At 59.8% G+C, this 14,911-nt stretch carries 12 protein-coding genes; 6 read left to right on the forward strand and 6 right to left on the reverse strand.

Features of this window, described 5'->3' with window-relative positions; all coding sequences use genetic code 11:
- Positions 1-103 precede the first annotated feature (103 nt).
- The 6 genes from hypE to hypA all read right to left on the reverse strand — a co-directional run bounded on the left by hypE (position 104) and on the right by hypA (position 6,210).
- Positions 104-1,168: a hydrogenase expression/formation protein HypE gene (hypE, locus tag GZ093_RS07270; protein ID WP_296484150.1), complete on the reverse strand. Its 1,065-nt coding sequence runs from the start codon at positions 1,166-1,168 to the stop codon at positions 104-106.
- Positions 1,165-2,295 (reverse strand): hydrogenase formation protein HypD, encoded by a 1,131-nt coding sequence (gene hypD, locus GZ093_RS07275; RefSeq protein ID WP_296484153.1) that lies wholly within the window; start codon positions 2,293-2,295, stop codon positions 1,165-1,167. The genes hypE and hypD overlap by 4 nt, the downstream gene beginning before the upstream one ends.
- Positions 2,292-2,534 carry a HypC/HybG/HupF family hydrogenase formation chaperone gene (locus GZ093_RS07280; RefSeq protein WP_296484155.1) on the reverse strand — a complete coding sequence of 81 codons (243 nt, stop codon included), beginning with the start codon at positions 2,532-2,534 and terminating at the stop codon, positions 2,292-2,294. Before GZ093_RS07280 ends, hypD begins: the two co-directional genes overlap by 4 nt.
- Positions 2,503-4,860, reverse strand: coding sequence for a carbamoyltransferase HypF (hypF, locus tag GZ093_RS07285; protein ID WP_296484157.1), 2,358 nt, complete (start codon positions 4,858-4,860; stop codon positions 2,503-2,505). The genes GZ093_RS07280 and hypF overlap by 32 nt, the downstream gene beginning before the upstream one ends.
- An 8-nt stretch (positions 4,861-4,868) precedes the next feature.
- The gene (gene hypB, locus GZ093_RS07290) at positions 4,869-5,792 is read right to left on the reverse strand and encodes a hydrogenase nickel incorporation protein HypB (RefSeq protein ID WP_296484160.1); all 924 of its coding nucleotides are present in this window, start codon (positions 5,790-5,792) and stop codon (positions 4,869-4,871) included.
- 76 nt (positions 5,793-5,868) lie between these two features.
- Complete coding sequence (gene hypA / locus GZ093_RS07295) at positions 5,869-6,210, reverse strand: hydrogenase maturation nickel metallochaperone HypA (protein WP_296484163.1); 342 nt, start codon at positions 6,208-6,210, stop codon at positions 5,869-5,871.
- A gap of 168 nt (positions 6,211-6,378) precedes the next feature.
- On the opposite strand from hypA, the gene GZ093_RS07300 reads away from it, so the two are divergent.
- The 6 genes from GZ093_RS07300 (at position 6,379) to GZ093_RS07325 (ending at position 14,896) form a co-directional block, all read left to right on the forward strand.
- On the forward strand, positions 6,379-7,260 hold the full coding sequence (locus GZ093_RS07300; RefSeq protein WP_296484166.1) for an HDOD domain-containing protein: 882 nt from the start codon (positions 6,379-6,381) through the stop codon (positions 7,258-7,260).
- Positions 7,261-7,494: 234 nt separating this feature from the next.
- Positions 7,495-7,839 (forward strand): c-type cytochrome, encoded by a 345-nt coding sequence (locus tag GZ093_RS07305; protein ID WP_296484168.1) that lies wholly within the window; start codon positions 7,495-7,497, stop codon positions 7,837-7,839.
- Positions 7,840-7,999: 160 nt separating this feature from the next.
- A complete protein-coding gene (locus GZ093_RS07310) occupies positions 8,000-8,506 on the forward strand; it encodes a c-type cytochrome (RefSeq protein ID WP_296484171.1) in 507 nt (168 codons plus the stop codon).
- Between the two features lie 217 nt (positions 8,507-8,723).
- On the forward strand, positions 8,724-9,653 hold the full coding sequence (locus GZ093_RS07315; RefSeq protein ID WP_296484174.1) for a DmsE family decaheme c-type cytochrome: 930 nt from the start codon (positions 8,724-8,726) through the stop codon (positions 9,651-9,653).
- Between the two features lie 16 nt (positions 9,654-9,669).
- Positions 9,670-11,760, forward strand: coding sequence for an MtrB/PioB family decaheme-associated outer membrane protein (locus GZ093_RS07320; RefSeq protein WP_296484176.1), 2,091 nt, complete (start codon positions 9,670-9,672; stop codon positions 11,758-11,760).
- A 490-nt stretch (positions 11,761-12,250) separates the two neighbouring features.
- Positions 12,251-14,896, forward strand: a complete 2,646-nt coding sequence (locus tag GZ093_RS07325; RefSeq protein ID WP_296484179.1) for an OmcA/MtrC family decaheme c-type cytochrome — start codon at positions 12,251-12,253, stop codon at positions 14,894-14,896.
- The last annotated feature ends 15 nt before the right edge of the window (positions 14,897-14,911 follow it).

Genomic DNA, 14,911 nt, shown 5'->3' on the forward strand with positions numbered 1-14,911 from the left:
TTTATGAGCCGCGCTTCCAGGCGCCCCGATGATCAGCCACGACATGCCGAAACGGTCGGCCACCATGACAAAGGACGAGGCAAAAAAGTTTTGCCCAGCGACCTCAGCAAATGCGTGGCAGCTGGTCGCCCACCAGCCAATCGACCATGCGCCGGCCACCAAAGGCGGTGGTGAGCTGCACAAAATGATGTTCGTCGGCCATCACCTCGCCAATCACGGCGGCATCCACGCCCAACGGATGCGCCCGCAGGGTGGCCAGCAGGCGCGGCGCATCGACCGCCGCGCAAATCACGATCAGCTTGCCCTCGTTGGCCACATAGAGCGGGTCCAGGCCGAGGAACTCGCAGGCCGCAGCCACCACCGGTTTGATCGGAATGGCTTTCTCATGCAGCATCATGCCGACACCGGATTGCCCCGCAATTTCGTTCAAGGTAGACGCCAGGCCGCCCCGGGTGGGGTCGCGCAGGCAGCGGATGTCGGCACCGGTTGCCAGCAGCTGGGCGATCAGGCCATGCAGCGCGGCGGTGTCGGATTCAATGCTGGCCTCAAACGTCAGGTTTTCGCGCTGGCTCATGATGGCCACGCCGTGGTCGCCCATGGACCCGGACACCATCACCACATCGCCCGGCCGCACCCGGGCGCCGCCCAGTTCCAGCCCATCGGGCAAGACGCCGACACCGGTGGTGGTGATGAAAATGCCGTCGCCCTTGCCGCGTTCCACCACTTTGGTGTCACCGGTGACCACGGGCACGTCCGCGGCGTTGGCGGCACTTGCCATGGATTCGACGATGCGAGCCAGCTCAGCCAGCGCAAAACCTTCCTCCAGAATAAAGCCGGCGGCCAGATAGAGGGGCGTGGCGCCCATCACCGCCACATCATTGAGCGTGCCGTGGATTGAGAGGCAGCCAATGTCGCCACCGGGGAAGAACAGGGGGGAGACCACATGGCAATCGGTGGACATCACCAGTCGCGCGGGCTTGCCGTTCAACATCGCGGCGGGCAACACGGCGCCGTCATTGCCCTGGCCCAGGTAGGCGTTGCCCAGATGGCGGGTGAACAGCTCGGAGATCAGCTGCACCATGGCGCGCCCGCCCGCGCCATGCGTCATGTCCACCCGGCCATGTTTCAGATCGAGCGGACGCACGTAGCCGCGTTTGACTTCACTCATGGGGTCATGTCTTTGTAACGCCCGTAACTGTAGTGCGCCGCGCAGGCACCTTCGCTGCTGACCATGCACGAGCCCACCGGGTTCTCCGGCGTGCAGACGGTGCCGAAAATCTTGCAGTCTTGCGGTCGCTTGACGCCGCGCAGAATGGCCCCGCATTCACAGGCCTTGTTGTCGGGCACCGATTGGTAATCCATCTTGAAGCGGCGCTCGGCATCGAAGCTGCCGTACTTCTCACGGATCATCAGAGCGGAATCGGGCATCACGCCGAGCCCGCGCCACTCGAATTCGCGGCGCAACTCGAACACCTCGGCCACGCGGTCTTGGGCTTTGAGATTGCCGTCGCGGCTGACCGCACGGGAAAACTCGTTTTCAACCTCGGCGCGCCCTTCATTGACCTGCTTGACCAGCATCCAAATGGCCTGCATCACGTCCAGCGGCTCAAAGCCCGCAATCACCACCGGCTTGCGGTATTCCGCGGCAAAAAATTCATACGGACGGCTGCCAATCACGGTCGACACATGCGCCGGGCCGATGAAGCCGTCAATCGGCACCGTGCCCCACTGCCGCACTTCGGGCGACGCGAGAATCTGGCTGATGGCCGCCGGTGTCAGCACATGGCAGCACAGCACGCTGAAATTGGCCAAATGCTCCTGAGCGGCCTGCAAAATGGCCAGCGCGGTCGGCGGCGTCGTGGTCTCAAAACCAATGGCAAAAAACACCACCTCGCGCTGTGGGTTGTCGCGCGCAATCTGCAAGGCATCGAGCGTGGAATAAACCATGCGAATGTCGCCACCGCGCGCCTTGGCCTTCATCAGCGACAAGCCTTCAGACGCTGGCACGCGCAAGGTGTCGCCATAGGTGCACAGGATCACGCCCTGATGCAGTGCCAGGTCGATCGCCATGTCAATGCGGCCGATCGGCAACACACACACCGGGCAGCCGGGGCCGTGCACCATGCGCACGTTGGGCGGCAGCAAGTCGGACAGGCCGTAGCGGGAAATGGCGTGGGTGTGGCCGCCACAAAATTCCATGAAGCTGTAGCTACGCTCAGGCTGCGCCAGCCGGGCGATCTTGAGGGCCAAGGTTTTGGCGACCTCGCCGTCGCGGAATTCGTCGATGTATTTCATGACGCCGCAGCAACTGATTCGGACATTTCAGAAAACAGCGCCAGCGTGCGTTCGGCCTCTTGCGGGTCCAGTTTTGACAGCGCATAACCCACATGCAGAATCACATAGTCGCCGACCTGAACATCGTCCAGCAGCGCCAGCGAGATTTCTTTTTTGACGCCCCCCAGATCAACGATGGCCCAATCGCCCGCCGGGCCGCAACCGACTTCAATCACTTTGACCGGTAGTGCAAGACACATCTTTAGTCTCCAAAGAATTCATGGCGATCCAGGCCTGCCCGAGCGCGATGCTGCCATCGCCCGGCGACGTGCGAACCGGTGCCAGCACGGTGATGCCGCCTTGTTCCAAATTTTGCCGCAGACCTGACGATAGCAGGGTGTTGATAAAGCAGCCACCACCCCACGCCAGGGTGCGCAGTCCGGTAGTGGCTGAGGCTTGCAGCACCCAGTCGGTCAGGGCGGCTACCACGGTCGCGTGAAAGCGGGCGGCGGCCTGGTTGACGTCGCTGGCACTAATGAGTGATGCCAGAACGGGCAGCAAATTGAGTTGGCCTCGGTCACTGACCGTCCAGCCCTCAGCCATGGCGGCAGGCCAGCCCTGGTTCTCTATAAAAAGAGTAGCATACTGTTCAAGCAACACGGGGGGTTGAGCCTCATATTTCATATAAGAACAAACACCCAGCAAACCCGCTGCCGCGTCAAACACGCGGCCCATGCTCGACGTGCGCGGACTGTTGAACTGGCGCTGCAGCATGGCGGCCACGGTATCTGCGCCGGGCTCCTGAAAACATCTCACGATGTCGGCGTTGCGGCCCAGCTCATGCAGCACCGAAGCGGCCATGCGCCAGGGCTCACGCGCGCACCTGTCGCCGCCCGGCATGGCCAAGGGCGACAGGTGGCCCAGACGCTCGAAATGCGCCCCATCGACCTTGAGCAATTCACCACCCCAGGCGCTGCCGTCGGTCCCCAGGCCCACGCCATCGAGCGCCAGCCCCAACACGGAGCCCTGCCAGCCGTGCTCGGCACACACGGCGGCAATGTGGGCGTGGTGGTGCTGCACGCCCAGCGTGGGCAGCCCATGGCGATCAGCAAATTCAAGGGCAGCGCGTGTGCTGTAGTCATCGGGGTGCAGGTCGTGCGCGACGATCTCCGGCTTGACATCGAGCAGAGCGCACAGGCGCTGCACCGTCTCGTTCAGGAAGTCACAGCTCGCGGCGTTGTCCAGGTCGCCAATGTGAGGCGACAAAAAAGCTTCATCGCCACGGGTCACGCACACCGTGTTTTTGAGATGGGCGCCAAACGCCAGCACGCAAGGCCGGGACGGACCGGATGGCCCCGCGTGTGGCAAGCGAATGGCGACGGGCGCGTAACCCCGACTGCGGCGGATGAATTGCGCTCCCCGTCCCAGCGGGCGCAGCACGCTGTCGTCGCAGCGCGCCACGATGTCGCGGTCGTGGTCCAGATAGGCGTCGGCAATGCCAACCAGCCGCGTGCGCGCTTCAGCCCTATCCCGCACGATGGGCTCACCGCCCGGGTTGGCGCTGGTCATCACCAACACCATGGCTTGCGGGTCATTGATCCAGGCGCTGCCCGCAGGTCGGCCAGCGGCCTCATGAAACAGCAAGAAGTGGATCGGCGTCGTGGGCAGCATCACACCCAGCCACAGCAGGCCCGGCGCCACACCGCACAAGGCCGCATCGCCACCTGGCTGCGCGCGCAGCAGCACGATGGGGCGCTCGCGGCTTTCCAGCAGGGCTCGCTCTGCATCCGACACCTGCGCATAAGGCGCCAGGCTGGCGACGTTGGCCAGCATCACGGCAAAGGGCTTGTCTTCGCGGTTCTTGGTGAACCGAAGCCGCGCCACCGCCTCCGGGTTGCGCGCGTCACAGGCCAGGTGAAATCCGCCCAGCCCCTTGATGGCGACGATTTTCCCGTTTTGCAGCAGGTGCAAGGTGCGTTCAATCGGATCGCCTTCAATCGTCTGGTGCTGCGCATCCCGCAACGCCAGCGTGGGGCCGCATTGCGGGCAACAGGTGGTCTCGGCATGAAAACGCCGATCCGCCGCTGCCCTGTAGTCAGCGCCACAGGCCGGGCACAGCGGGAACTCCGCCATGCTGGTCTGCGGCCGGTCGTAAGGCAAGGCGCGGGTCACCGTGAAGCGCGGGCCGCAATGCGTGCAGGTGATGAAAGCATGGCGCGAGCGTCTGTCTAGGGGGTCAAACAGCTCGTTCAAGCAATCGGCGCAGACGGCAACATCCGGGCCAATGGCCGTGACGGCGCGGCCCTGGACGCTGTCAATGATGGAGAAACCGGCCCAGTCTTCTACCATGGCCTCACGCGCTTGCACCGCATCAACTCGCGCCAACGGCGGTGCATCCGTGCGCAGACGCTGCAACAGTTCGGCAACTTGGGGCGCAGCGCCCTGGGCCGCCATCTCGACCCCCTGGGCGTCATTGCGAACCCAGCCGGTGAGCTTGAGTTCCTGCGCCAGGCGCCAGACAAAAGGCCTGAATCCGACCCCTTGAACAACGCCGCTGACCCGGATGTGACGGGCAACGAGTGGCAACGCGGTCGTCAAGCCTGCGCCTGCTGCAAGCGCGCTTCCAGATGGGCAATACGCGCCTTCAGCCCGTCCACCGTCTGCTGCCGGTCGGCGCTGGCCTGGGCTATGCCATCACGCAGAAAGGCCAGCCACTCGTCCATGCCTTCGCCACTGGTGGCCGAGAGTTCAATGACATGAATACCAGGATTGACCCGGCGCGCGAAGCCGATGGCTGCATCCACGTCGTAATTCAAATGCGGCAGCAGGTCAATCTTGTTGAGCAGCATCAGGCTGGCGGCACGGAACATGTCGGGGTACTTGATCGGTTTGTCTTCACCCTCGGTGACCGACAAGATCACTACCTTGTGTGCTTCACCCAAGTCAAAGGCGGCGGGGCACACCAGGTTGCCCACGTTTTCAATCATCAGCAGGGACTCATCCTCCAGCTTGAGTTGTTCCATCGCGTGCCCGACCATGTGGGCATCCAGATGACAGCCCTTGCCGGTGTTGATCTGGATCGCCTGCGCACCGGTGGCGCGAATGCGGTCAGCGTCCTGACTGGTTTGCTGATCGCCTTCAATCACTGCCACGGCTTGCTGGCCCAACAGGGCAATGGTCTTGCACAGCAGCGTGGTCTTGCCGGAGCCGGGGCTGGACACCAGGTTCAGCGCAAAAATGCCGCGTTCAGCCAAACTTTGCCGGTTGGCCTGCGCGTAAGCGTTGTTCTTGGCCAGAATGTCCTGCTCAATCTGCACCATGCGCTTCGGACTGAGGCCGGGGGCGTGCGAATGGGTGTGCGCCTCGCCGTCACCATGGACGTGGTCGTGCTGATGGTCATGGTCATGGCGGTGGCGGCTGCCATCCGCATGCACATGCTCGTGCACAGCGTCATGCTTATGAGCGGGCTCGCCCTCGATCCTGACTTCACCCAAACCGCAGCCACAAGTGACACACATAGCCAGTCTCCTTATTCAATCAGTTGAGGACAGAGTTAAGCTCGCTTCACGTCGCTGCGGTCTGTCCGACACTGTCTCAGGATACTTCAAGTTCCTTGACCCGCATCTCCGTACCACCGGTGACCTGCAGCCGGTAGCCGCCGCAGTGCGGGCACTCGCCAAACACCTCTGTCATCGGCACCGTCTTGGCGCAAGCCATGCACCAACCGGCTCCAGGCAAGGTGATGATCTCCAGCCGCGCTCCTTGGGCAAGGCTATCCCGCATCACCGCATCAAAGCAAAATAGCATGGCTTCGGGCTCGACGCCCGAGAGCTGGCCAATTTCCAGCCAGACCGCGGTGACTTTTGTGAAGTGATCCCGGCGTGCTGCGTCTTCCATCAGTTGCAGCACACTCTCCGCGAGTGACATTTCGTGCATGGGCGCAGCTTAGCGCTTTCCAAAGGCAAAAGAGCCACGACGGTGCATGAACAAATGACCAGCGACGAAGGGAGGCGTGAAGCCCCTTTGTTCGCCCCAGACCAAGGCCGGCCTTGACCTGCTGCGCAGGCCCTAAGATACTGCCCAGCTTGCAACACAAGGATCGCTGTGGCCAACTTACCCCAACTTGCTGTCAAGGCCGCGCCTCATGCGTACCTGACGGAGCCGCTGTCTGGGCTCGCCGCCTGGCTGTGCTACTTCCGCGGCGCCGACATTCCAGTCCTGGCTGAGACCGCGCAGGCCCTGGAAGTATTGCGCGCTCAAGAGGACGAACGGGACGATGTGGACGCCGGTAGCTTGAGCGCGGTGATTGAGAACGACCCCTTAATGACCCTCAAGCTGTTGGCGCATGTGGCCGCCAAGCGCAAGCCTGATGCCGCTACCAGCACCGAGACCGTCACCAGCGCGCTGCTGATGCTGGGAATTCCGCCATTTTTCAATCACTTTGGCCCGCAGCCTACTGCGGAGGAGCGGCTGCAAGAGCAGCCACTGGCGCTGGACGGCCTGCGTGATTTGCTCAAGCGGGCTGAGCGCGCCAGGTTGTTTGCATTGGGCTTTGCCGTGCATCGCGCCGACCTGGATGCAGCCGCGATTCAGTTGGCCGCGTTTTTGCATGACTTTGCCGAAATGTTGCTCTGGTGCCACGCGCCCGCCCTGGCGCTCCAGATTCAGGACGCCCAGCGTGCCGACTCGACGCTGCGTTCTGCCGACATTCAGCGCAGCGTGCTCAACATCGAACTGGATGATTTGCGCCAAGCGTTGATGAAGGAATGGCGCCTGCCCGAACTGCTGGTGCACATCAGCGACGGCAAGCACCCGGACCACCCCAGCGTGCGCAACGTGCTGCTGGCCGTGCGGCTGGCTCGCCACACCATGCTCGGCTGGGACAACGCGGCCGTGCCCGACGACATTGCCGACATCGCCGCCCTGCTCAATGCGGCGCCCCGCATTGCGCTGGCGTTTGTGCACAAGATCGATCAGTCGGAATAATCAAATTTTGCAGGCTGGTTCCTCAACCTTCGACCTTTCTGCAACGTCGCGGTTCGCGCTGGCTTGCACTTGCTTACAAGTAGCACACTATCGGACAGTGTCTTGACTCAAATCATGCTACAACATCGTCACCGGTTCAGTTTGGGCACTTGGTCTTGACATCAAAAAGCAGCAAGTGGTCTAATTTGCCGTTGTAGACATGTCACTTACTCTTTACTTTGATTGGAACGCAAAATGTTCAAGACCACTCTCTCTGTTGTTAGCGCATCGATCCTGTTCGCCTTTGCCAGCGTGGTCCCGGCGCATGCCGCCGTTGATGAAGATGCTGCTAAAGCCCTGTTCAAAAAGAACGACTGCACCAAATGCCATTCGGTTGATAAAACCAAGAAAGGCCCTTCGCTGAAGAAAATCGCGGCGGATCTCAAAGGCAAACCTGACGCTCAGGCCACAGTCATCAAGAACATGACAACTGGGCCAAAGGTCAAGCTTCAGGACGGCACCGAGCAAGAACACAAAGTGATCGACGCCAAAGACGACAAAGAACTGAAGAACTTGGCTGACTGGATTCTTGCGCAGTAAATTGCCAGGCGCGTGATTTCGGGGACGGCGTTGGCAGCGATATTTATGACTGACACCGCTTTCTACGATTAAGTTAGCGCGTCAGAAAGTCAAAAAACTAAACGCCAATCGCAACCAGCGGTTGGCGTTTTTTTCGTTCAAAAAGAGCAAGGGGAATGGCATGAAGCACTTGATGGTTCGATGGGGTACATGTGGGTTGGTATTGCTGGCCTTGGCGGGATGCGACGGCGGCAGTGGCCAGCCAGCGGCACCGGCTGCGACTGCAAGCGAGGCTGTGACCGCAGCACCGGCCACTGTCGTCGTAGAGGCGGCGCCAGCGCCACCGCCTGCTGCCATAGTCGCCGCTCCCCAGCCACCGCCGGCCGCTGTCGTCAGTGCCGCCGCGCCGACCCGCGCAGCTGCCGATCCCGATGCCGCTCAAGCTTTGTTCAAGGCGAATGACTGCACCAAATGCCATGCGGTTGACAAGGTCAAGAAGGGCCCTTCCCTGAAGAAGATTGCTGCCGATCTCCGGGGCAAGGCCGACGCGCAGGACAACGTCATCAAGAACATAACAACCGGACCGAAGATCAAGCTGGCAGACGGCACCGAGCAAGAACACAAGATCATCGACAGCAAAGACCAAAAAGAACTGAAGAATCTGGCCGACTGGATTCTTTCGCAGTAGTTTTAAAGGCGGCCTGCCCTTGTCTTCTGCGACGCAGTTGACGCGAAAATGACTAAAGGAAGTGGCCAATTGTGTTCAGCGACAGGCATTTCTTCAATAAATTCGGATGGCGGACAAAAAAATCTAAACTTGGTACTACGATAGCTCCCAAACGTTTTTTGCTTGCCTTTCAAAGGTCTTGCGCCGTGAACGTTAATTGGTTTTGAAAGGACTTAGGATGAATATTAAAAGCCTATTCGCCATTGCCGGCATCTGTCTATTTGGTTTTTTTGGCCCTGCCTTGGGCGCCGATGCGGAGCCTACTGGCGCAGCGTTCTGCGTCACCTGTCACGACGACGAAGACCTTCCAGACATGAGTCGTTCGGCGCACGGTTTTGCCGCCGACAAGCGTGCCCCGGATTGCATTAGTTGCCATGGCGCCAGTGAGACTCACGCCCGCCAGCCGGCCGGGGTCTCGGTCCAGCCCAAGCCTGATTTCACCTTTGGCAAAAAGAGCGGAAAACTCTCCGCCTTGGCGGCCAATGATCGCAGCCGGGTTTGCCAGACTTGTCATGACAAAGATGCCAAGCGTGCCTTGTGGTCCGGCAGTCAACACCAGGCGGCCGATGTTGCCTGCGACAGTTGCCACCAGGTGCACGCCAACCGCGACAAGACCTTGAACAAGCTCACGCAGCCAGAGACTTGTTACACCTGCCACAAGGAGCAACGCAGCCAGATGAACAAGCCCTCACACCATCCGGTACCTGAAGGCAAGATGACGTGTTCTGACTGTCACAATCCGCACGGCTCGGCCGGTCCCAAACTGGTCAAGCGCGACAGCATCAATGACACCTGCTACACCTGCCACGCTGAAAAGCGCGGGCCGTTCGTGCATCCGCATGAGCCAGTCGCTCAAGACTGTTCCACCTGCCACAACTCGCATGGCAGCATGATCCCGGGCATTCTCAAGGCACGTGCGCCCATCCTGTGTCAGCAATGCCATACGCCGCACTCGGCCGCCAATGTCGGCACGATTGCGTCTGGTTCCGTCGGCTTCAACGCTGTTGGCATGTGGCAAGGCCGCAGTTGCATGAACTGCCACACACAGGTTCATGGCTCTAACAATCCGTCGACGACCTTGCCGACCCCACAAACGTTGATGCGCTGAAAAACGGAGAACAACAATGACTTCATTCATTTTTTCACTTCGCGCCAGACGAACCGCCGTGGCGCTTGCAGTTGGTGCTGCCTGCATGACCGCGCATGCACAGGACGCTAGCGTCGAGACCACGGTCAGCGTCGGCGTGGGTGCCATCAATGGCTCCAAGGCCGACCGTGCACTTTTTGGTCAGTACAACGGATTGCAGGATGACAGCGTTGTCGGTATGCTGGGTGTCGATTACAGTCTGCGCAATCAGGAGTCTTTCGCCTGGGTGGAGTTGCAGGGCGCCAATTTGCTTGGCGACACACGCGAACTGGGCCTGGTCTGGAAGAAGCCGGGCAGTTGGAAGTTCACCGCTGACTATGGTGAGTTGGTTCGCTATGAGCCCAACACCATCAATACCGGTTTGCTTGGCGCGGGCTCAACGACACCTCAGGTGTTCGCCATTGCTGCTGGCACTGGCAATGACCTCAATCTGAAGACCAAACGCACCGGTCTGGGCCTGGGGTTTACCAAGATCATCTCGCCTGCGTTGCAGCTACAGGTGGATGTCAAAAGCGAAAACAAGACAGGCGCGCGGCCTTTCGGCGCCTTCCTGAACTGTCTGGCGTCAACAACTTCCACCTGCTTGGCTGTCCCTGGGTTGCCGGTGCTGATGCTGCCCGAGCCGATCGACGCTAACCACAGCCAGGTCGAAGCCCGACTGAGCTATGCCATGGAGAAGCTGCGTTTCAGTGTTGGCTACTATGGATCGTTCTACCGCAATGCCCACACCGCCTTAAATCCCAGCGGCCCGAGCGCGGGATTTGGCGTCAATGAGACCTTGTTGGCACTGCCGCCAGAAAATCAGGCGCACCAGATAGACCTGAGTGGCAGCTACGACTTCACCGGCAGCACCCGCGGCACGGTCAAGCTGGGTTACACCACGGCAACCCAAGACGCTGGCTTCGTCAGCGCCGGCCCGGCCGCAAATCTGGGTGCCCAAGTCAATACCACGTTGGCCAAAGTCGGACTGACTTCGAGGCCAATGCCCAAACTCTCATTGCTGGCTGACCTGCGCTACGAGAACAGGGACGACCAGACGCCACTCGCCAATTACAACAGCGTTGGCACCAATCGCCAACTTTCCAGCGAAAAGACCCAAGGCAAGCTGCAGGCCAGTTGGCAATTTACCAGCGACTACCGCGGTACGCTGGGTGCAGACTACGAATCCATTGATCGTGGCGTGTTCACCGCCAGCAGCGTTTTATCCAGCATGGTCCCCTTGCGGCAGAAGACCGAAGAGGCCGGCGTTCGCGCCGAGCTGCGGCGCCGTTTGGCCGATGACTTGAGCGGCGCCATCAGCGTCTCCAGCAGTCGACGTGATGGATCAAACTGGCTCCAAGGGAACCCAGGAGCGCCTGGCGTTCATGAGGTTGCCGACCCTGCCAGCAGCTTCGACTTGACCCAGTCCGTGTTCATGCCAACGTTGGCCGATCGCCAACGCGACAAAATCAAGCTGTTTGCCGATTGGCAAGCAAATGAAAAGCTCAGTTTGCAGTTCAGCGCTGAAGAAGGCAAAGACAAGTTCAGCACACCCAGTGCCTACGGGCTGCAAAATACCCGCATGAGCCAATTGGGCGTTGATTGGGGCTATGCCGTTAACTACAACTGGGCCTTGAACGGCTATCTGTCGCGCAGTGGCCAGACCATCAACCAGGCACGTTACGCTGGGTCTGTGATGGCATTTGACAACACAAATTTGACCGCATCCATCGGCATCACCGGCAAAGCGGCCAGCAAGGTCCACGTGGGCGGTAGCCTGACTTACGTGGACGACAAGAGCGTCTACGCGCAAACACTGACTGCTTCGGCACCACCGACCCTTCTGGCAGGCGGGGGTTTGCCAGACATTGTGTACCGCCAGACCGCTTTGAAGTTGTTTGGCAGCTATGCGCTCGAGAAAGGTTCTTCAGTGCGTCTTGATTTCGTACACCAGCATGTCAGTGCGAATGATTGGGCTTGGGGAAATAACGGTACCCAGTTCGCGTATTCGGACGGCAGCACGGTGACGCAGAGCCAAAATCAAAACGTCAACTTCATAGGCGTGACCTATATCTACCAGCTGCCGTAGTCAGATGCTGGCAAAGCCGGAGCCGCGTGGATCAAGCGCTGCCCGGTGGACTTCAAAAAAAGACAACCCGGATATGGCGACGTATTCGGGTTGTTCTTTTGCACGCGGCATGGGCGCCGGTCTAGAGAAGCCCATGCCGCTGCAAGTTGATCAAAAAAAAATTCGAAGTCAACCCCCCAATCATTTCAGCCGCCCAGTGTGGAGTCTCAAGCTTGAGGGTTGCCACGGGAGCACGGTCCATGCTGGCAGGAGCGTATACCAATACGGTCAGAGTCACAGGACCGGCCGTCGCCAATCCATTAGAAGCAACAGATCCATATATTGATATATCTTTATATCAGGTTGCGATAATATTTTTCGAGTTTGACATAACGCAAACAGTGCACTTTTCTCTCTGCCACGAATTCCTCTCAAGGTAGTACAAACACCTACGCACGTAAAGATGTGTGAACGCGGTGCGAAGTTTGTATTAATCATTAAGGAGTTCTCAGTGAAATATTCTGAACTTTCAAGTAAAAAGCGGACAGGGCCGACATGGCTCAAGTTCGCTGCGGCGAGCTTGCTCGCGGTCGCACTCGCGGGTTGCGGTGGCGGCGATGATGGTGCTGCTGGCGCTGCTGGCCCTGCTGGTCCTCCCGGCCCTCCCGGCCCTGTAGCTACAACGCCTGCCACTGTGGTCAACCTCGCCACCGTGAGCGCAGACGCTTGGGCCAATCTGACGCCCGTGGGTACGGTTCAGTCGGTTGCAATCAATGGCGCCCCCGAGGTCTCATTTACCGTAACTGATGGCACCAATCCCGTGGTCGGTCTGGCCGCCTCGCAGCTGCGCTTTACCATTGCCAAACTGGTTCCCGGCGCGAATGGCAGCCCGAGCAAGTGGGTGAATTACATTGTGGGTAATCCTGATACCGGTGCGCCGGGTCGCCCAACCACTGACAGCGTTGCGGCGAATCTGGTCGCCACTGGCGATGGCACCTACAAGTACACGTTCTCGCGCGACATTACCGGCCCGCTGCAGACCAAGATGGTCGCTTGGTTTGCCGATGCAGCCAATGCCGCATCGCCCTACAAAAAGGCCGATGTCATGGGTGCCGACGGGACGCTGCTGGACTATGTTCCTGCCCTGCATCACCGTCTGGTCATTCAGCTCTCGGGTTCAGTTAACAATGTTGCTCTGAAAAACCCGATCAATGTGGTCTATGACTTCATCCCTGCGACCGGTCAGGTCGTTGCCGCTGCCGACTCGCAGCGCGAGATCGTGGCCACAGCAAAGTGCAACGAGTGCCATGACAAAATTGGCGTCACGACCCCGCATGGTGGCCGTGTCGACACCCGGTACTGCGTGACTTGCCATACCGACCAGCGTAAGAACGGCCAAGCTCTGGCAACGTCGATCAGTGGTGCGTTCCCCGCGCTAACCAAAACCATAGCCGCCGATGGCCGCATTAGCTATAGCCCAAACACCTATGTTGCCGATGGCCAGGTCAGTGGCAACTTCACGACCATGATCCACAAGGTGCACATGGGCAATAGGCTGACCAAGGCCAACTACAACTACGCGAGTGTGCTGTTCAACAAGGTTGCCTACACGCAAGAGGTTACAAACTGCACCAAGTGCCATGACAATTCAGCCACTTCAAGCGCGAAGACAACACAGGGTGACAACTGGAAGCAAGCACCCAGCATTCTGGCCTGCGGCTCTTGCCATGACGGCATCAATTTTGCCACTGGTGCCGGAACAACGGCTGCGGGCGCGACCACCGGTCACATGGGTGGTGCGGTTCAGCTCTCTGACGACAAGGATTGTCTGGTTTGCCACAAAGTTGGTGGGCTCAAAGACATCGCGATCGCGCATGCTGGCGTCAACATGACCCCGCATAACCTGACGGTGCCAGCCGGCCTGACGAACTTCACCTACGACGTCAAGACCGTCACCGTGAACGCCAGTAACCAGCCAGTGGTGACATTCAGAGTCATGAAGCAGACTGCGCCTGAAGCCACGGCCACGCCGGTCGTCTTCGACGGAACCAGTACCAACTCGCTGGTCGGCTTCACTGGCAATCCGTCCTTCCTGGTCGGTTACGCCGCTGCGCAGGACGGAATCGCCACCCCGGTTGACTTCAATAACCTGGGCAAGAAAAACGGTCAGCCAGCAACTGTCGGCATCAACACCCTGATGAGTACTCTGGGCGCACCTGACGCCAGCGGCTACTACACCGTCGCCCTGACCTCAGCGGCTGCGGCGTTCCCGGCGGGTGCCAAGCTGCGTACGATTGCGCTGCAAGGCTACTACACCCAAGCCGCTGGCACCAACGGCATTGCAGCCAACACGGCCCGTCACACGCTGTCGAGTGTCAAAGCCGTCAGCGGCGAAGACCGCCGTGCCATCGTCGAAGCCGCCAAGTGCAGTAACTGCCATGAAGTCTTTGAAGGCCATGGCGGCAACCGCAACATCGGTAAGCAAACCGTTGGCAATACCCTCGTCTGCGCCGTCTGTCACAACCCGACCATTGTCACCAGTGGCCGTGGCATCAGCGACACCGCACTGCAGGCTTTCCCGTTCACGGCTGCCAACTTGGCAACTTTGACATCATGGGGTGTTGACAGGCTCGCAGTGAATGGTGCCTTGGCGTTCCCGCAGGTTAGCAACAACTTCAAGGACATGATTCACGGCATCCACGCTGGCAAAGCCCGTAGCACAAATCCGTTCCGGATTGCTCGTGGCAGTCGGATGCCGAGTGCGCTTCCTCTGATTGACGGCGCGGACATCACCTTTGTCGGTATCCTGAACAACTGCCAGACCTGCCACAAAGCCGGTACCTACAGCACTGTGCCAGCGAACACACTTCCTTCACGAGACGAAGCAAACAATGGCGTGTTCCTGAATGGTGTGAGCCGGACTCCTGCTGACGCGCAGGCCGCGCTGGAGACCACCAATGCCACTGATTTGATGACAACGCCGTTCACCGCATCCTGCGCCAGCTGCCATGACGCAAGTCCGGCTGTCGCGCACATGAAGCTCAATGGCGGTCAGATCCTGGTCACACGCAGTATGGTCAGCACAGCCGGCGAGACATGCGCTGTGTGTCACAGCACTGGCAAGATCGCTGATGCAGCCGTAGCCCATACCAAGTAAGCCAACTTAGAGGGG

Origin of the sequence: Rhodoferax sp., assembly GCF_010365055.1 — a bacterium.
In the GTDB taxonomy this organism is placed as follows: domain Bacteria; phylum Pseudomonadota; class Gammaproteobacteria; order Burkholderiales; family Burkholderiaceae_C; genus Rhodoferax.